The following is an 18,946-nucleotide window of genomic DNA, read 5'->3' as shown; positions in this document are numbered from 1 at the left end:
TTCGGGGATGAAGTACCGTGAAAAACGCCCGTCTGGCTATCATCCAAATACCAAGACGGGCGCGGCAGTGTTATCGCTGTATCAGCACTTAAAAGTGGATATTCATTCCCAACCAGTAACGACGCTCATCCGTGATATAACCATAATCGTCGTACTCAAGCGTGTTATCGAACAAGTTATAAATAGCACCTTGAAGCTCAATCGATTCGGTCAGTTGGTAGTTCGCCCCTGTATCCATCATGGTATACCCAGGCTCAATATTGCTGCGAGAAGAGGGACCTTTCACAGGATCCATTTCTTTGCCACGATAGGTCGCGCTGATCCAAGGGTTCAGCCTTTCCGTGGCTTGCCAATTGACTTCGCCATACGCGAGCTGCTGGGGAATTTGATTTAAAGGCTGGCCTTTATACGCCCCCGTCTTCTGCTCCGAATCGGTGTAAGTATAGCTGGCACTCACATCGAGTGTCTCCGTGACCGGCACGAATAGGCTCGCTTCAATCCCTCGAGTGACCGCTTCATCAACGTTAATCCGAATCGTGGACGGTTTAGTTTTTGTTTTTTCCTCTTCCTTGTCGTAATAGACAGTAGGTGGACAGGTTGACGCGGGACAAGTGACACGGGTTATCTTATCTTTAAAATCATTATGGAATACGGTTAGCGAACCACTGACCCCCGTATCGCCTTGGTAGTTGATACTGACTTCTGAGTTAACAGAGGTCTCGGGCTCCAGATCAGGATTACCATAGATATTCCCGCCTCGGCTAACTTGTGCCCAATTCGGGGCAATTTCGCGCAGTTGTGGCGAGCGGAACCCCGTCGCGACCCCACCCTTTACTGTCCAGCTATCGGTGAGCTGATAAACACCATACAGGCGTGGACTAGCGTGATAATCATAGTTTTCATCATGATCGACACGTAAGCCGAGGGTCAGACTAAATGGCTCAATCACACGCCACTCATCTTCGACAAATAAAGCCGCTTGTGTATTGTCAATCTCAGTTTGGCTCGACGCTTTATTAGAGGTAAAGTCCTCCAACTTCGCTTTGTTCACCGAGCCACCGACCGTCAAAGTGTGTGTTTCAAAATCACGAATGAGACGGGTTTTAAACTCGGTGTTCTTAATCGTCATTTCGCGACTTTTATTGCGGCTTTGCTCGTACTGTAAGTGTGAATCTGACCAGCCCCACGTCCAATGCCCTTCATGCCCAAGGGCGATTGATTGCCGCCGATATTCATTGTTACTGTTTTCACATTGGTTGCCTCGACACTGGCTATCATCCGTGGGAACGGTTTTGCCTATGTGGCCATTTCGCTCTTGCGAACTCGCGCCCAAGTCCAAGGTCCACTGTTGAAAATCGCTGGCACCGTAAGTCAACGAGGTAGAAAGACTACGTAAAGATTTGTCCTCGTAACCGAAAGTAATCTCGTCTTCTTGGCGTTGAACGTTTTGGCCTGATACCGTCATCCCTAGCTTATCGCTTAACGCGCCAGACAAGTAAAAATTGGCGCTTTGTTCATCGCCTGATGCGCGTTTTTCTTGTAATAACGTGCTCAACTGCACGTTGCCATGCCATTCATGTTGTTCACGACGAGTAATAATATTAATCACCCCACCGATGGCATCAGAGCCATACAAGGTCGACATCGGCCCCCGAATCACTTCAATACGCTCAATCGCTTGTAGCGGAGGTAACCAACCTTGCTCAATGCCAGGCCCGTCACTGTTCGGGCGTGTTTCGCGACTGGTGGTACGTTTTCCATCCACCAGCATCAGGGTATATTTTGAGCCCATTCCGCGAATACTGATATCCGTGGTGTCACCGCCTCCGGTCACAACCACGCCAGGAATACGCTTTAATGCATCCGTAACATCGCGATAATAACGATCTTCAAGTTGGTCACGGCTAATCACGCTAATACTTGCTGGTGCCTTTGCGGTGGCTTGTTCAAACCCTGACGCTGTGATCACCATAGTTTCGGTATTTTGATCACCCGCTTCTGCCGCATGAATAGCACTCACAGGCATACCGGCTAATACCATCCCGAGAACAACGGGACGAAGACAACTGGACATAATCAACTCCATTTTGTGATAATGATTATTATTTGTTAGTTGATAATTATTCACGTTTGAGTTCGGACGCATAGGGACAAAACAGGAACACCTCGTTCCAGTAATAGAACGAGGCAGTGAGCTTCATGCCGAACCATTGATATGAATCTTCACCGAAGTGAAAAAGGACCGTTATGCAGGATTTTTCTTCGATCCGTTCGTTTGCGGCTTTGTGTCATCATCAAAGCCTTACCGCTGCCGCTAAGGCATTGGGCCAACCTAAGTCAACGGTGAGTCGTCGCTTGGCTCAACTGGAAGCCGACCTAGGCCAGCCTTTAACGCAAAGACAAGGTAATAGACTGGTCTTAACCAAAGCGGGAGAGATTTTTTCTCACTACTGCCAACAAATGCTCGATTTAGCAGAGGAAAGTGAAGAAGCGATCCAGGGGTTAAATAATCATCTTCAAGGGGCGATAGAAGTGATTTGCCACCCCGGAATGATGCGCGGTTGGGCGGCTCCATTGATCAGTCGTTTTCTCGCTGAGCATCCCAAAGTATCCATCACATTAACAAGCGAAGTCAGTGCACAACGTATTCAGTCGGCCGATCTTATCATCTGGGCAGGAGACATCATGTTACCGGTCAATTGCCGCTCATATCAGCTTGGCCATTGGCAATATGGTATTTACGCGGCACCAGGCTATGTCAGCCAATATGGCCCGTTTACGCATCCTAGCCTGCTCGATGAACACCCTTGGCTAGATGTCTTTGCCCTACGTCGACAAGGATTAACGCTTTATGACCACGACAGTACCTACCACTTAAGCGCCATGCCTAGCCGCTTTAATTGCGATATGATAGCCATTCAATTGGATGCTATCGCCGATGGGCAGGGCGTTGGATTGCTACCGATCTGGAGCGCCACAGGTTATCAACACCATCATCCTGATAGAATTATGCGCTGCTTGCCTAACTGGGCCTCAGCACCTATTCCGTTGCGTCTTAACTGCAGCGCTGGCCGTCTTCCTCTGCGTGTCGAATCACTGGTGCACTGGCTGCAAGAGGCGATTCCCTCATCATGGGGGTCAGTGAAGCCACAGCCAGTATCCCACGCGGTGTAAGCGCATCTCAGCCAATTTTGCTATACCTTAAGACACCCATATGCATCAACTGACTTGCGTTTATCACAATTACGAATAAAATAGACGTCTAGAAGTTAAAACATCTGAGATGATCGGCGAAACGATTCGCTACGTATCGTCGGTATTCTTGATAATCAATGAGAGTGTCACATGGCTAAGCACCTGTTTACCTCAGAGTCCGTCTCTGAAGGCCATCCTGATAAAATCGCCGATCAGATTTCTGATGCGGTCTTGGATGCCATTCTTGAGCAAGATCCCAAAGCACGCGTTGCCTGCGAAACCTATGTAAAGACCGGTATGGTCATGGTAGGCGGGGAAGTGACGACCTCGGCATGGGTCGATATCGAAGAGCTCACCCGTCAAACCGTGCGCGATATTGGTTACGTGCACTCGGACATGGGCTTTGATGCCAACTCTTGCGCCGTATTGAATACCATTGGTAAACAATCCCCAGACATTAACCAAGGGGTTGATCGCGCCGACCCGAAAGATCAGGGCGCTGGCGACCAAGGGATCATGTTTGGCTTTGCCACCAACGAAACCAATGTGCTGATGCCTGCCCCCATCACCTATTCACACCGTTTGGTCGAGCGTCAGGCGCAAGTACGTAAAAACGGCACGTTAGACTGGTTACGCCCAGATGCGAAAAGCCAGGTCACCTTTGCGTATGACAACGGTAAAATTGCGGGTATTGATGCCGTCGTGCTCTCAACACAGCATTGCGACAGTATTTCAACCGACGATCTGCGCGAAGCGGTGATGGAAGAAATCATCAAGCCAGTATTGCCGGCACAATGGCTGACCAAAGACACCAAGTATTTCATTAACCCAACGGGCCGTTTTGTGATTGGCGGACCGATGGGCGATTGTGGTTTAACAGGCCGTAAAATCATTGTCGACACCTATGGCGGTGCAGCCCGTCACGGTGGCGGAGCTTTCTCGGGTAAAGACCCCTCAAAAGTGGATCGCTCTGCCGCGTATGCCGCGCGTTACGTGGCCAAAAACATTGTCGCCGCAGGTCTTGCTGACCGTTGTGAAATCCAGTTGTCTTACGCGATTGGCGTTGCGGAACCCACTTCTATCATGGTGGAGACCTTCGGTACCGAAAAAGTGGCCCCAGAAGTGATCACTAAAGCGGTTCGTGAACACTTCGACTTACGCCCGTATGGTTTGCAGGAAATGCTGGATTTATTACAACCCATCTATAAGCAAACGGCTGCATATGGCCACTTTGGTCGCGACATCTTCCCCTGGGAGAAAACCGACAAAGCAGCGCTATTGCGCGACTTTGCCAAGCTCGGGTAATCTCCACGTACTCATTGCTTGTAAGGGAAGCTTCGGCTTCCCTTTTTGATCGCCACTAGGATCGCCACACTATGTCTTCTGCTTCTGACGCATTCGCCTTTGACAAGACCGCTTGGTCACCTGATGCATTACAGCAAGCGGCTAACACGCGTGTTTACCAGTGTATTGATGCGGCTAATCGTCAATTAGGTACCCAGCTACACTATCCTGCGATTGGCTTCACACTACGGGGTCAATCCGCTGGCACCGCGCACCCCACGCAATGGCGTGTTAGGTTTAACCCGATCCTTTTACAGCAAGCACCAGAGACCTTTTTCGACGAAGTGATCCCTCATGAGGTCTGTCATTTGGTTACCTTTGCGCTATACGGTCGGGTAAAACCACATGGTCCTGAGTGGCGTTCGCTAATGAACCAGGTATTTAATGCCCCTGCCAATACCACCCACCAGCTTGATATCAGTGCCGTGCAAGGCAAAACCTTCGCGTACCAGTGTGAGTGTGGCCCTGTTGCCTTATCCATTCGCCGCCACAATAAAATACAGCGCGGACAAGCCACCTATCGCTGCAACCGCTGTCAACAGCCACTAGTGAGAAACCTTGACGCCTTAGAATAATTTGTTTTTTCACCACTCGACCCCATATTAGTGACAAAGCCTATCGCCCCCGTAGCCATGTTACACTGAAGGCGAGATGACCATGGAAAACGAGCACAATGCGAATTCCTCGAATTTATCACCCAACGCCCTTGCCATCGCAAGGCGATGTGACACTGAGTGGCGAAGCTGCCAACCATCTCGGTCGCGTCCTACGTATGCAACCTGAACAACCGATTTTGCTCTTTGATGGCAGTGGTGCGCAGTTTCCCGCTATGCTGACGGAAGTCAGTAAAAAGCAGGTTGTCGCGACCATTACCGCTTGCGAATCACACAGTGTCGAGTCACCGCTTGACTTTGAACTCGGCCAAGTGATTTCACGTGGTGAGAAAATGGAGTTTACCATTCAAAAATCGGTCGAATTAGGCGTGAATACCATCACTCCCCTTTTATCGGCTCGATGCGGAGTGAAACTCAATGCTGAGCGACTCGAGAAAAAACGCCAACAATGGCAAAAAATCGCGATTGGCGCCTGTGAGCAAAGCGGCCGTAATGTGGTGCCCACCATTAACCCGGTGATCAATCTAGACACATGGTGCCAGCAGGCGTTTGATGGCTTAAAACTGAACCTTCATCCGCGTGCCCCCTACTCTATCAATACGCTACCCGACGCCCCCGACAAGCTACGCTTGCTCATTGGCCCAGAGGGCGGATTGTCTGATGACGAGATTGCAATGACACGCGAACACGGCTTTGAAGAGATCCTACTCGGCCCACGCGTGTTGCGAACAGAAACCGCGGCGCTCACCGCCATCACGGCCCTTCAAGTCCGTTTTGGCGATTTGGGTTAACCGGCAAACAGGAGAAACATGATGAAAATAGGTGTTGTGATGGACCCCATCGAGGCCATCAGTGTGAAAAAAGACTCCACGTTTGCCATGATGCTGGCAGCACAAAAACGCGGCTGGGAAGTGCATTATATCTTGATGGAAGATATGTCAATGCAGCAAGGTGAACCATACGCTCGCACCCACAGTGTGACTGTGATGGATAACCCTGACCATTGGTACCAAATCGACCAAACCCAAACCCTCGCATTGCGAGAATTTGATGCCATATTGATGCGCAAAGATCCGCCGTTTGATACGGAATACATCTACGCAACCTACATGTTAGAGCGGGCTGAGGAAGCGGGTGTATTGATTGTTAACAAGCCGCAAAGTTTGCGTGACTGCAATGAAAAGCTTTATACCGCGTGGTTCCCAGAGCATACGCCGACCACTTTGGTGACCCGTCGTGCCGACGAAATTAAAGCATTCCAAGCCGAACACGGCGATGTGATTTTAAAACCACTCGATGGCATGGGCGGCGCGTCTATCTTTCGAGTCAAACAAGGCGATCCGAACCTGTCGGTGATTATTGAAACCCTGACCGAGCATGGCCAACGTTTTTGCATGGCACAAACTTTCGTCCCTGACATCAGCAACGGTGACAAGCGCATCTTAATTGTTGATGGGGAACCGGTTCCCTACTGTTTAGCCCGTATCCCGGCCGACGGTGAAACGCGCGGTAACTTGGCTGCTGGCGGCCGTGGCGAAGCGCGTCCTTTATCAGAGACTGATTGGACAATCGCACGCGCGATCGCTCCGACATTGAAAGAGAAAGGGCTGATATTCGTAGGGCTCGACGTGATTGGCGACAAGCTAACAGAAATCAACGTCACCAGTCCGACCTGTATTCGCGAGATTGACGCCGCGTATGACATTTCAATTGGTGACATCTTGATGGAGGCGATCGCCAGACGCTGCGCCTAATTTGAGGAGGCGCAGCGCCTCCTTCATTATCTAAAACATCAATCTTCGCGCATACTCAAGGTACGCGCACCAACAGGAGACGGCGATATGGATCTGAAAAATCATTTTTTAATCGCGATGCCCAGTATGGCTGATAGCCGTTTTCAGCATGGTGTCATTTATGTCTGTGAGCATAGCCATGATGGGGCAATGGGACTGATGATTAACCACCCCATTAATTTGTCTGTCGGCAAAATGCTGGATCAAATTGACGTCGAGCGCCAGCTCCCCCTTTCAAGCACCACAGAGAGCTTGTCTCAACCTGTGTTGTTTGGTGGTCCTGTCTCCGAAGACAGAGGCTTTGTGCTGCATCCTGCAACCTGTGAGTATGGCACCAGTATTCCCCTGTCTGATCAGCTATCGGTCACGACCTCAAAAGATATTCTCTCGATTCTCGGCACCGAGCAACAGCCAGAGCAATTTCTGGTCGCGCTGGGCTATGCAGGCTGGGAGCCGGGACAGCTCGAGCAGGAACTGGCCGACAATAGCTGGCTAACACTGGAAGCCGATCCCAAGGTCATTTTTGATACCCCCGTTCACCAACGTTGGCAAAAAGCGCTCGATCAGCTCGGCATTGACGCCGCAAACCTCTCTTCACAAGTAGGACATGCATGAACGCACAAACCATTATTGGATTTGATTACGGCGTCAAAAGCATTGGCGTTGCCATCGGCCAGTCGCTAACTGGCACCGCTCGCCCTTTGTGTGCCTTAAAAGCCCGAGACGGGATCCCAAATTGGGATGACATTGAAGCCATACTCAAAGACTGGCAACCCGATTATCTGGTGGTAGGCTTACCGCTTGATTTACACGGTCAACCTTTAGAGACCATCACGCCAAGGGCAAAGAAGTTTGCCAACCGCCTGCATGGACGTTTCGGCTACCCGGTTGAGCTGCACGATGAACGCCTATCTACCCGTGAAGCGCGTGCGGATCTGTTTTCCCGCGGCGGGTATAAGGCGCTAGGAAAAGGCGCCGTCGACGCCCAATCTGCGGTGGTGATTATCGAAAGCTGGTTTGAGCGTCAATACACAGATTGAGTGGACGTTATCGCCTCCTGCGGCGCAATCACGCCTTGGTTCTCTAGCTGTGCCATCGCTTGCGCCATGGTCTGCATGCCATGCGCGGTGCCGGTTTGCATCATGGAGGTGATTTGCGCCACTCTATCCTCTCGGATCAAGTTACAAATCGCTGACGTCACCGTCATGATTTCATAAGCGGCAACACGCTGACCTTGGACACTTTTGACAAGCTGCTGAGAGATAACCGCCCGCAGTGAAGCAGACAGCATTGAACGTACCAAGGGTTTATCACTGCCCGGAAAAACGTCAATGATACGATCCACACTTTTAGCAGCGCTGACGGTATGCAAGGTCGCAAACACCAAATGCCCGGTTTCTGCCGCGGTTAATGCCAAGCTGATGGTTTCTAAATCACGTAGCTCACCCACCAATATCACATCTGGGTCTTCACGCAGCGCGGAGCGCAATGCCTGCTGAAAAGACTGAGTGTCACGCTTGACCTCTCGCTGGTTGACCAAACTTTGCTCGGACGGGTGGATAAACTCAATCGGATCTTCGATTGTCACAATATGCTTTTGCTGGTGGTGATTTATCTGCGCGATCATGGCCGCCAATGTGGTCGATTTCCCCGAGCCTGTCGGCCCAGTCACCAACACCAATCCTTGGTGTAACAAAGCCAGCTCACTGAAAAGTGGCGGCGCGGATAAATCCTCTAACCTTGGGATAGCCGTTGGCACCACACGAAAAACCGCCGCACAGCCATGTTGCTGATGGAACGCATTAACACGAAAACGCGCCACCGAGGCCAGCTCAAAGGAAAAGTCGATTTCCCATGCATTGTCAAAACTATGCTGCTGCTCAGGGCTCATCACCGCCAGTACCAATTGCCGTACAGCTTGGTGGCTAAGCGGTGGCAGACTAAGCTTGCGCATATCGCCATCTACCCGCACCATAGGCGACACCCCCGCAGAAAGATGTAGATCTGACGCGCGATGCTTTACACTAAACGCAAGTAGCTCATTAATATCCATTCATTTTCCTTGCAGAATCAGGTATGTGTCATATTAAGAACAATATTCAACAGGTCAGGGAACAGATAGACCACGCAAGCCAAAAATGCGGTCGACTCGCGGACTCAGTGCAATTAATTGCAGTCAGCAAAACCAAGCCTATCGAGGCGATCGCAGATGCCATCGCCGCGGGACAACAGGCGTTTGGGGAAAACTACGTGCAAGAAGGGGTAGAAAAAATTGACTACTTTGCCCAGCATCACCCCGAAGCACGCATTGAATGGCACTTTATTGGCCCCATTCAGTCCAACAAAACACGGTTGATTGCAGAGCACTTTGACTGGGTGCATTCTGTCGATCGGTTGAAGATTGCTAAACGCCTGAGCGAGCAACGTCCGGCACATTTACCGCCGCTCAATGTCTTGGTACAAGTAAACACCAGTGGCGAGGCATCAAAGTCGGGGTTAACCGTGGATAACGCCATCGCCCTCATTGAAGATATCCGAGCCCTACCCGGCCTGAATATCAGAGGATTAATGTCTATTCCACAGCCTGAGACGGACTATCAGCGACAATGCGCCGCATTTGAACCTTTATCAAATGCGTTTCATGCCCTCCGTGAGCAGACAGAGAGTATCGATACCTTGTCGATGGGCATGAGTGGTGACATGGAAGCGGCGATTGCGTGTGGTAGCACCATGGTACGTGTCGGCACCGCGATTTTTGGCGCGCGAGACAGCCGCTAACGAAGCGGTCGTAATAAACCAATACAATGACGAGAACAACAGGAACGCTTTTCATGGAACATCGCTCCCTTACCTTTATTGGCGCCGGTAATATGGCGCGATCCATCATTGCTGGCCTTGTGAGTGCAGGCTACCCCACCTCTGCGATAACGGCCTCATCACCCAGCGCCCACCCTGGCGATGTGCTGAGTACGGATTATGGCATCCAAACCACCCGTGATAACTTGCATGCCTGCCAAGCGGCAGACGTCATTGTCTTGGCGGTCAAGCCACAATTAATGGCGCAGGTTTTAAGCGATTTATCGGCTGTCGATTGGTCTTCGAAACTGGTGATCTCGATAGCAGCCGGCATCAGTACTCATCGTCTGTGTGAGATGGCTGGTACCACACTCAACCTCATCCGTGTCATGCCGAATACACCGTCTCTTGTCGGCCAAGGAATGAGCGGACTCTATGCATCTAGCCAGGTAACGGAGGCGGATAAACACTACGCCACCGCATTGATGAAAGCCGTCGGCGAGGTCTGCTGTGTCGATGAGGAAGCAAAAATTAATGGTGTGATTGCGGCTGCAGGCAGCGCACCGGCATACTTCTTTCGCTTTATGGAAGCGATGCATCAAGAAGCTATCCGCCAAGGCTTTAGCGACGAGCAAGCCAGGCAGCTGGTTCAGCAAGCCGCAAAAGGGGCGGCAGAAATGGTGGTAAGTAATACGGACACAACCATTGGCCAATTGCGTGAGCAGGTAACCTCGAAAGGCGGCACAACCGCTGAAGCGTTACGTGTTTTCGACCAGCACCACATTGGCGATATAGTGGCACAGGCCATGCAGGCGGCAGTCAGCCGCGCCAAACAAATGGAACAAGAATTTTAATCACTAAGGCAACGATATGAATGCAATGACCTTTCTGATCAACACCGCGTTTGATCTTTACATCATGGTGGTGCTGCTACGCGTTTGGCTACAATGGGCGCGCGCAGACTTTTACAACCCCTTCTCTCAATTTATCGTCAAAGCGACCCAGCCTGTGGTGGGCCCGTTGCGTCGTATGATCCCGGCACTCGGTGGTTTGGATCTGGCAACGGTACTGTTTGCTTACCTGCTCATGGTGGCGAAATTTGTGGTACTGGATCTAGTCGCCGGCAACCCCTTTGCAATGAGTTCTGGCATGTTCCTCTTCTCTGCCATTGCCTTACTGAAAGCCGCGGGTAAGTTGCTGTTCTGGGTGCTGATCCTGCGTGCCATTTTGAGTTGGGTCAGCCAAGGCAACAATCCAGTAGAGTATGTTTTTCATCAACTTACTGAGCCGGTATGTGCGCCAGTACGCCGTATTATTCCACCCATCGGTGGGCTCGATCTCAGTATTCTGGTGATCTTTATCGCGCTCCAATTTATCAATATGCTTATCGGCGATTTTATTGGCCCGATTTGGTATGCCCTGTAAGCGAATCGCCACGCGATAAGTCTCCCTCGACTTATCGCCACGGGTTGCACCGCTTACGGAATCTCACGGGTGCCAACGATGTACGGCGGATCGTACTTAGGCACCCGTACGTATTGATAGCGAACCTCACTTCGCTTTATCACAAGGAATGATTATGCGTCAGATCGTAGCAGCGCTCAGCATGGTATTGAGTTTGCTTATCACACCGGCTTGGGCGGGGCAGTTTAAAGAAGTCGGTGAGTTGGAAGTGCATTACAACACGCTCTCGACCACTTTCTTGACACCCGAAATCGCCCAGCAGTACGACATTACTCGTAGTGGCTATCGAGGCTTGGTCAACATTGCCGTTCTCGATACCATGCAACTGGGAAAACCGGCGGTAGCCGCCGAGATCACCGGGCAAGTAAAAAACTTGGTCGGAAACAGTCGTGAACTGGACTTTACCGAGGTAAGAGAAGGGGACGCGATCTACTACATCGCCACCTTCGCAGCCGATGATGAAGAGACGTATCGCTTCCATATCGACCTTAACGCCGAAGGAAACCGCAATGCGTCTTTTGACTATAATTATACGTTTTACGTCGATGCCCCATAGTCGGGCCATAAACCAATAGGTAACTGTGATGAATAAAGTTGTGTTGGCAACGGGGAACGCAGGCAAAGTAAAAGAAATGGCGGGACTACTCGGCGAATTTGGTTTCGACGTCCTGCCGCAAAGTGACTTTGCCGTTGAAGAAGTTGATGAAACAGGCACCACCTTTATCGAAAATGCCATCATTAAGGCACGTCATGCGGCGAAAGTGACCGGCCTCCCCGCCATCGCCGACGACTCAGGCCTTGAAGTCGATGCCTTAAACGGCGCACCAGGCGTCTACTCTGCGCGCTATGCGGGGGAAACGGCCAGTGATACGGATAATGTCGCTAAACTGTTAGAAGCATTGCATGATACAGACAATGATGGACGCCAGGCTCGCTTCCATTGCGTATTGGTTTATATGCGTCATGCTAATGACCCAACACCACTAGTCTGCCACGGGGTGTGGGAAGGGCAAATCGCTCACGCACCGCAAGGGGAAAACGGCTTTGGTTACGATCCGGTCTTTTTACCTGCCGATCAGCAGTGTACCGCAGCAGAAATGCCCGCTTCCGAGAAAAAACAACGCTCTCACCGCGGACAAGCACTCAACGCCCTGTTCCAAGCCTTAAAAGCGTCGCAATAAGCCATGATCCCATTGAGTTTATATGTGCACATCCCTTGGTGTGTACAAAAATGCCCCTATTGCGATTTTAATTCGCATACCCAAAAGGGCGCGATCCCAGAAGAGGATTATATCGATGCGCTGCTTGACGATCTTGATACCGATCTTGCCGCCTACCCTTCAGTCATCACGCGCACACTGCACTCGATCTTTATTGGAGGCGGTACACCAAGCTTGATGTCGCCTTCACAGATAGCACGCCTATTGGATGGCATCAAAGCACGCCTTCCCGTCAGTAAGAGCATGGAAGTGACCATGGAAGCCAACCCTGGCACCGTGGAAGCCGATAAATTTATCGGTTATCGACAAGCAGGCGTTAACCGGATTTCTATCGGGGTGCAGAGCTTTTCTGCTGATAAGCTCGAACGCCTAGGGCGTATTCATGGCCCTGGCGAGGCAGAGCGTGCGGCCCACCTTGCTCATCAAGCTGGATTAAACAGTTTTAACCTCGATTTAATGCATGGTTTACCTGAGCAATCTGAGCAAGAAGCACTGGGTGACTTGGAAAAAGCCATCGCACTTAAGCCGCCACATCTGTCTTGGTATCAGTTGACCATCGAGCCCAACACCCAGTTTTACTCCAAACCACCGACCCTGCCAGAAGAAGATACCTTGTGGGACATTTTTGATCGCGGCCATCAGCTGCTTACCGACGCTGGCTACGTGCAATACGAGACATCTGCATACAGCTTACCCGATCATCAATGCGCTCATAACCTCAACTACTGGCGCTTTGGCGACTACTTGGGGATTGGTTGCGGCGCCCATGGCAAACTCACCTTACCGAATGGCGATCAGCCTCGCCTGCTTCGGACAGTTAAAGTGAAGCATCCACGCGGCTATCTTGATCCACAAAAGGCCTATCTCACCGATAGCCAGTGGGTGAAACAGACTGATCTCGCGTTTGAGTTCTTCATGAACCGGTTTCGCCTACTCGAGCCTTGTCCGAAAGCCGAGTTTGTTGCCCGCACGGGGTTGCCTCTCGACCACCTTAACCAGCCATTAGCTCAAGCGTATGACCAAGGTCTGCTCGTTGAGTCCGAGACACATTGGCAAGTGACCGCCAAAGGTAAACTCTTCCTCAACGATCTTTTGGCCATTTTTTTAGCTGACTAGTGCAACAAACTGTATGTTAAGGTGCCTATTGTTTAGGCGCCTTTACCTGCCCAGCGGCGGATTGGTCTTTTGACGGCAAGTAAAGCAAGCGCGATTCATTCAACCAGCCTAAGAGGGATACCCTGTGACTTCGTCATTTCGTGTCGAGCCGAAACATTGGACTTTAATCGCCGCGCTGATCATCGCAGCCTATGCGTGCTATTTACTTATCGAGCCCTATATTGGCGCAATTGTACTCGCGTTTATTGTCTCTTTGCTCTTTTTCCCTGTTCATAAACGTATTGAAGATCGCATTGGACAACGCCCAAACACGGCGTCGGTCATATCCTGTGTCTTAATCACCTTTATCATCATCATTCCGCTCACCGTGGTAGCAGGGGCCATTATCGAGCAAGGCGTGAGCTTTTTTACACGCAGTTACGAATGGCTCAACAACGGCGGCGCAAAACAGTTACTCAACAACCCGCAAATACAATCGTCGCTGCATTTTCTCAACCAGTGGCTGCCATTTGATTTAATTGACCCACAAGAAACCGTGAAAAAGCTGGCGGCTTGGATGTCTTCATTCAGTGGCCAAATGCTCGAATTTAGCTCCAAGGTATTAGGTGATGTGACCGACTTTTTTATCACCTTCATGCTGATGTTGTTTGTCCTGTTTTTCTTGCTCCGTGATCACGACAGCATTATCCATACGCTCCGCCACGTGATCCCCTTATCACGAAGCCAAGAAGATCAGTTACTGGATGAAGTAGAGAAGGTCGCCAAGTCTGCCGTGCTTGGGTCTTTTCTTACCGCCTTGGCGCAAGGGGCCGCCGGCGGGCTAGCGATGTGGGCCGTCGGGCTGCCAGCACTATTTTGGGGGACCATGATGGCGTTCGCCTCCTTTATCCCTGTGGTAGGCACTGCGCTTATCTGGCTGCCAACCGTGCTGTATTTGGTGGCCACGGGCGATTGGCAATGGGCTATCGCCTTACTGATATGGAGTGTTGTGGTGGTCGGCTCCATCGATAATCTACTCCGTCCCTTCCTCATGCAAGGTAACTCGGGGATGAATACCTTGCTTATCTTCTTCTCACTATTAGGAGGGCTTCATCTGTTCGGCTTGATGGGGCTTATCTATGGTCCGATTATCTTTTCGATTACCTTGGTACTCTTTCGGATGTACGAGATCGAATTTGAACGCTTTCTTGACCGACAAGATAACGCGTAGGGGGTTTGATATTGGCCTAGTGCGCGCTTTGTGGGAAAATCCTTGTCTTGGCGCGCCACCCTACCTTCAAACGCGGCCGATAAGTACTTATAACCGGAAAGAGAACCCTCATGACCCTCACGGCACCCAGCGAGATTGCTCAGCGTCACCTCACCTTGTTCGCCAATAAACATGTTCTATTGGCCGGGGAGCTCGAAGATGACTTTGCCCAGCAGCTACTGTCTCATGCCGCACGCGTGTCGGTATTTACGACCCATCATGGCTATGCCACACGAATGGCAAATACTGACATCCATGTACACGCAGGCGCAGAATATACGGATGATAGCGCCGTCGACGTGGTACTTTTCTACTGGCCTAAGTCAAAAGCGGAAGGCGATTTTCTTCTCGCGATGCTCACGCATCGTCTCGGCGCGAATGTCGACTGGATCGTAGTGGGTGAAAACCGCAGTGGCGTCAAAAGCATCGAAAAACGTTTTGCACCGTATGGCCAAGTCATTAAACAAGATTCAGCTCGCCGATGCAGCCTATACCATGGCCAGTGCACATCACCGGCGGCGTCATTTAGCCTGGCAGATTGGTTTCACGACTACCCTCTCCAAGTAGGCAGCCTATCACTCACTGTTCGTGCTTTACCCGGTGTGTTTAGTCACAAAAGCCTTGATGATGGCACGGCCTTATTACTCCAGCACCTGCCCGACATACAAGGCGATGTGATTGATGTCGGCTGTGGCGCGGGCGTTATCGGCACGGTACTACTGGCTACCCACCCAAGCTGTACGGTCACCTGTGTTGATGTGAGTCATTTAGCGGTCGCATCAACCCAAGCGACGCTCGCGGCCAATGGGCTCAGCGGCTCTGTTTTTGTCTCTGACATGTTAGGGGCCGTCAGTGGACAGCAGTTTGATGCCATTATAAGCAACCCACCTTTCCATGAAGGATTGGAGACATTTTACCATGCCACCGAATCCTTGCTGGAAAACGCACCTCGCTACCTGCGCCGTCACGGCCAATTAGCGATCGTCGCCAACAGCTTCTTACGTTATCCGCCGATTATTGAAAAAGGATTCGGTCAGTGCGATACCCTCGCGAAAACCCGTCGATTTGCCGTTTATCATGCGCGAAAAGCACGCTAGTTGCTGACAACACCATCAATCAGTCGAGTAACACACTTGTAAGGTTGGATACCTGACAGCAGGTCACAGTTTTGACTGATCGGACGTGTTAGCGTCTACTCTCTCGCGGCTGCCTTTTGGCAGCCGTTTGCGATTCAAGCCCGCGTGATCAGGGAGAGGTATTCACAGCGTGCAAATGGATATAGGTTATTCTACACGTCTTCAACGCCGATTTATGTGGTGGTTTTTTAGTCTTAGTATTATCCCTGTGGTGATTTTGACGGGATACTTTACTTGGAGTCAGTCGCAACTGCTGATCGATCAAGCCCATCAACAGCTCGAGAGCGAGCGCGATCGTTACTATGTCACCATCACATCATATTTTAATGACCAAGTGCGCGCGGTAACCAATCTTGCAGCCTCTGATCTAGCAACCAGCAGCGGTGGACGCTTTTATGGCTTTCCTCATGCATTCCAACAACTCGGTGATGATACGCGCCAATCGCAGCGTCGACTCATACCGATCCTTCAACAGTCTCCGAACCAATATGCTGGCGTAACAGCCCAAAAGTATCACCGCTTATATCGTCGCTTTCATCACCAATTTCAATCTTGGTTAGCAAGATACGCGTTCAACAATCTCGCGATGTTTGATTTAAACCAAAACCTCGTATACACAGTCAAAGCCCACCCCATGACACAGGACAACCCATCACTGAAAAATGCGATCAAGCAATTGATGAATATGCCTGCCCAGCAGCGCCCTAAATGGATGCGCACTGCCTTTGAGCCACATGGCTCACGCACCATGCAAGCTTGGTATCTGATCCCCATACTTAAAAGCGGCCATATGCAAAGCGTCCTTGCTATTAGCACCACAACCGATAACTTGTCTGCGACACTTCGCCAACGGCAGCAACCAGAGTCGGGGCTGTGGCTGATTAATCAAAATCATCAATCGTTACTCAACAGTTGGGTGCCTCACACTGATCAAGCTAGGCCCTCGATCTTGCCATCAAAGCACGCCATCGATGCCGCTTTCCATGGCCAACAAGGGGTCATGTCTCCAAGCCAATATACACTCATGCCTCAACTCACGGCGTATCGACCCGTCAATGTGGCGGGGGCGTCTTGGGCGTTGATCACTTGTACACCTCAAAAACGTGCCTATCAGCCTCTGCGCCACTTGTATGCGATCAGTGCGACACTCGTGATCGTCGTTATTGTTTTATTAGTCTGTGTTGGGCATTGGCTATCTCACCGCCTGACACTGCCTATCTTACAACTGACTTGGTGCGCCGAGCAGTTTGCCGCAGGTGAACTGGACTATCCGGTCACCCATCGCCAGCGAAAAGATGAAATTGGTCGCCTTGCAAGCGCACTCTCCCACTTGAAACACAGCTTGAGAGCGACGTATTTTTCTCCATCAAGCACGATTAACGATAAAGAGACACAAGCGCATCAGCCGGAGAGTATTCATCGTCGCTTAGTGGATGCGATGAACTTGGCTCTGGCCGCTTGGGGTGGGGATAAAATCGGGCTAGCAGAAAAAAGTGGCTTATGGCGTGTTTACCAGGATAAAGGTAGCTTTCAAACAAGAACCTTGGATAAGTACCTGCACGTAGAAACCGTCCCCAAAACACCACGTTGGCGAAATGTAGTGCGCACGCTCGAGTTTGTTCTCAAGCATACGAGTGAGCAATCACCACACTATCAGGCATTAAAACAGGCACAATTAGATATCCAGCACTGGGTCAGCCAAGACAAAGGCCAGCGTTAAGATTGTCATCACACAGGCACCGCCTTATAGTGTTTGAAACTCTTTATCATTAGGTTTCGATGACGCTTTCTCTTCCTCAACTGCGGGTGTTTTTAACCATCGTGCAAGAGGGCACCATCACCGCCGCCGCCAAGAAACTGTTTCTCAGTAAACCGGCGGTCAGTATGGCACTCGCCGAGTTAGAAAGTCAGCTCGGTTACCCCTTGTTTGATCGACGCGGCAATCGACTTCACCTCAATGACCAAGGGATAGCGCTTATCCCTAAAGCAGATGAACTACTCACCCGCAGCGACGAAATCAGTGCCACACTAAAAGACGATAGCCAACTGATTGGTTGGTTGCGACTAGGTGGAAGCGATACGGTGGGTAACCAGCTTTTACCTACACTGATTAGTGATTTTCGTCATGCGACATGTCATCAACAACAAACATTAGTGATTGCCAACAGCCAAGAAATCATCGCTCGCCTTCAACACTTCGAGCTGGATATTGGGTTGATAGAGGGTGAAATACTGCATCCCGATTTACTGCAAACGCCATGGTTAAGCGATCAGATGGCGGTGGTTTGTCACCCTAATCACCCACTTGTGAGTCACGCACCGTTAAGTGTGGGCGATCTCGACAATCAAACTTGGCTGATCCGCGAATCTGGCTCGGGCACCCGTGAGCACTTTCTCTCACGCCTTGCTCCTCGCTTCGAGCGCTGGCACCTTTCTTTCGAGCTCAATACCACAGAAGCGATTTTAAATGCTGCAAGTGCCGGGTTAGGCTTGGCGTACCTGTCTAAGCTCTCCGCTCAACACGCCATTGCCGATGGTCGAGTGGTTGCCCTCGAACTCCCTTTGCTATTATCCCGGCGCTATTGGCTTGTGCGTCATAAAGATAAATATCAATCAGGCCTACTCACCCGCTTCTGGGATTTCTGCTTACACTGGCAACCTCAATCCCATTCTTCTACTTAACCAGCAATCACCACGCGACAGATACAAAAAAGCCCCGACCGTGAGGTCAGGGCTTGGTGTTTCTGCTAATTAAAGTCTTACATGTAGCTGCTTTAATTAAGTTATCTTGTTTGATGCTATGAGGATTTTGAAGCGAGACGCACAGTGTATGCCAATACATGAGCATCGCAGATATCAAAAGCATCGAGCTATCAACAAGATAAGCAATGAAAGCCTGGCGATGTCCTACTCTCACATGGGGAGACCCCACACTACCATCGGCGCTGCTTCGTTTCACTACTGAGTTCGGCATGGAGTCAGGTGGGTCCAAAGCGCTATGGTCGCCAAGCAAAATTTT

The 18,946-nt window shown here is 50.7% G+C and carries 19 protein-coding genes and 1 rRNA gene; 17 read left to right on the top strand and 3 right to left on the bottom strand.

Annotated elements, in window-relative coordinates; genetic code table 11:
• Positions 1-88: 88 nt before the first annotated feature.
• A complete protein-coding gene (locus EHW56_RS12730; RefSeq protein WP_152799948.1) occupies positions 89-2,074 on the bottom strand; it encodes a ligand-gated channel protein in 1,986 nt (661 codons plus the stop codon).
• Between the two features lie 173 nt (positions 2,075-2,247).
• Here EHW56_RS12730 and EHW56_RS12725 point away from each other — a divergent pair, with 173 nt between their 5' ends.
• The 7 genes from EHW56_RS12725 (at position 2,248) to ruvX (ending at position 7,986) form a co-directional block, all read left to right on the top strand.
• Complete coding sequence (locus tag EHW56_RS12725) at positions 2,248-3,174, top strand: LysR family transcriptional regulator (protein ID WP_152799950.1); 927 nt, start codon at positions 2,248-2,250, stop codon at positions 3,172-3,174.
• 171 nt (positions 3,175-3,345) lie between these two features.
• On the top strand, positions 3,346-4,500 hold the full coding sequence (gene metK / locus EHW56_RS12720; protein ID WP_152799952.1) for a methionine adenosyltransferase: 1,155 nt from the start codon (positions 3,346-3,348) through the stop codon (positions 4,498-4,500).
• A 71-nt stretch (positions 4,501-4,571) separates the two neighbouring features.
• On the top strand, positions 4,572-5,114 hold the full coding sequence (locus EHW56_RS12715; protein WP_077578289.1) for a SprT family zinc-dependent metalloprotease: 543 nt from the start codon (positions 4,572-4,574) through the stop codon (positions 5,112-5,114).
• Between the two features lie 98 nt (positions 5,115-5,212).
• On the top strand, positions 5,213-5,944 hold the full coding sequence (rsmE, locus tag EHW56_RS15350) for a 16S rRNA (uracil(1498)-N(3))-methyltransferase (protein WP_046075067.1): 732 nt from the start codon (positions 5,213-5,215) through the stop codon (positions 5,942-5,944).
• A gap of 18 nt (positions 5,945-5,962) precedes the next feature.
• Positions 5,963-6,907 (top strand): glutathione synthase, encoded by a 945-nt coding sequence (gene gshB / locus EHW56_RS15345; RefSeq protein ID WP_046075066.1) that lies wholly within the window; start codon positions 5,963-5,965, stop codon positions 6,905-6,907.
• A gap of 87 nt (positions 6,908-6,994) precedes the next feature.
• Positions 6,995-7,561 (top strand): YqgE/AlgH family protein, encoded by a 567-nt coding sequence (locus tag EHW56_RS12705; RefSeq protein WP_046075065.1) that lies wholly within the window; start codon positions 6,995-6,997, stop codon positions 7,559-7,561.
• Positions 7,558-7,986 (top strand): Holliday junction resolvase RuvX, encoded by a 429-nt coding sequence (gene ruvX, locus EHW56_RS12700; protein ID WP_046075064.1) that lies wholly within the window; start codon positions 7,558-7,560, stop codon positions 7,984-7,986. Before EHW56_RS12705 ends, ruvX begins: the two co-directional genes overlap by 4 nt.
• Here the strand turns inward: ruvX and EHW56_RS12695 are convergent.
• Positions 7,971-8,999 (bottom strand): type IV pilus twitching motility protein PilT, encoded by a 1,029-nt coding sequence (locus EHW56_RS12695; protein ID WP_152799954.1) that lies wholly within the window; start codon positions 8,997-8,999, stop codon positions 7,971-7,973. The two genes, ruvX and EHW56_RS12695, sit on opposite strands and share 16 nt — an antisense overlap.
• A 23-nt stretch (positions 9,000-9,022) precedes the next feature.
• Between EHW56_RS12695 and EHW56_RS12690 the strand changes: the two genes are divergently transcribed.
• From EHW56_RS12690 to EHW56_RS12645, 10 genes are all read left to right on the top strand, one after another.
• Complete coding sequence (locus EHW56_RS12690) at positions 9,023-9,724, top strand: YggS family pyridoxal phosphate-dependent enzyme (RefSeq protein WP_077578287.1); 702 nt, start codon at positions 9,023-9,025, stop codon at positions 9,722-9,724.
• 53 nt (positions 9,725-9,777) lie between these two features.
• The gene (proC, locus tag EHW56_RS12685; protein ID WP_046075061.1) at positions 9,778-10,596 is read left to right on the top strand and encodes a pyrroline-5-carboxylate reductase; all 819 of its coding nucleotides are present in this window, start codon (positions 9,778-9,780) and stop codon (positions 10,594-10,596) included.
• A 16-nt stretch (positions 10,597-10,612) separates the two neighbouring features.
• Entirely contained in the window at positions 10,613-11,167 is a 555-nt protein-coding gene (locus EHW56_RS12680) for a YggT family protein (protein WP_046075060.1), read from the top strand.
• Between the two features lie 154 nt (positions 11,168-11,321).
• Entirely contained in the window at positions 11,322-11,762 is a 441-nt protein-coding gene (locus EHW56_RS12675; protein ID WP_152799956.1) for a DUF4426 domain-containing protein, read from the top strand.
• A 28-nt stretch (positions 11,763-11,790) separates the two neighbouring features.
• Positions 11,791-12,387: an XTP/dITP diphosphatase gene (locus EHW56_RS12670; RefSeq protein WP_046075058.1), complete on the top strand. Its 597-nt coding sequence runs from the start codon at positions 11,791-11,793 to the stop codon at positions 12,385-12,387.
• A gap of 3 nt (positions 12,388-12,390) precedes the next feature.
• Positions 12,391-13,542, top strand: a complete 1,152-nt coding sequence (gene hemW, locus EHW56_RS12665) for a radical SAM family heme chaperone HemW (protein WP_152799958.1) — start codon at positions 12,391-12,393, stop codon at positions 13,540-13,542.
• Between the two features lie 124 nt (positions 13,543-13,666).
• The gene (locus tag EHW56_RS12660) at positions 13,667-14,752 is read left to right on the top strand and encodes an AI-2E family transporter (protein ID WP_046075056.1); all 1,086 of its coding nucleotides are present in this window, start codon (positions 13,667-13,669) and stop codon (positions 14,750-14,752) included.
• A 110-nt stretch (positions 14,753-14,862) separates the two neighbouring features.
• On the top strand, positions 14,863-15,888 hold the full coding sequence (gene rsmC, locus EHW56_RS12655) for a 16S rRNA (guanine(1207)-N(2))-methyltransferase RsmC (RefSeq protein WP_152799960.1): 1,026 nt from the start codon (positions 14,863-14,865) through the stop codon (positions 15,886-15,888).
• 214 nt (positions 15,889-16,102) lie between these two features.
• Positions 16,103-17,647: a HAMP domain-containing protein gene (locus tag EHW56_RS12650; protein WP_172970049.1), complete on the top strand. Its 1,545-nt coding sequence runs from the start codon at positions 16,103-16,105 to the stop codon at positions 17,645-17,647.
• A 59-nt stretch (positions 17,648-17,706) separates the two neighbouring features.
• Positions 17,707-18,609 (top strand): LysR substrate-binding domain-containing protein, encoded by a 903-nt coding sequence (locus EHW56_RS12645; protein ID WP_152799964.1) that lies wholly within the window; start codon positions 17,707-17,709, stop codon positions 18,607-18,609.
• A 212-nt stretch (positions 18,610-18,821) separates the two neighbouring features.
• On the opposite strand, the gene rrf is transcribed toward EHW56_RS12645, so the two are convergent.
• Positions 18,822-18,937: ribosomal RNA gene (gene rrf / locus EHW56_RS12640) — 5S ribosomal RNA — on the bottom strand.
• Positions 18,938-18,946: the final 9 nt, after the last annotated feature.

Source organism: Salinivibrio sp. VGrn1, from assembly GCF_009377995.1.
Classification (GTDB): Bacteria; Pseudomonadota; Gammaproteobacteria; order Enterobacterales; family Vibrionaceae; genus Salinivibrio; species Salinivibrio siamensis.
Note: the sequence above shows the minus strand (reverse complement) of the source record. Positions and strands in the feature narration are given on the sequence as shown.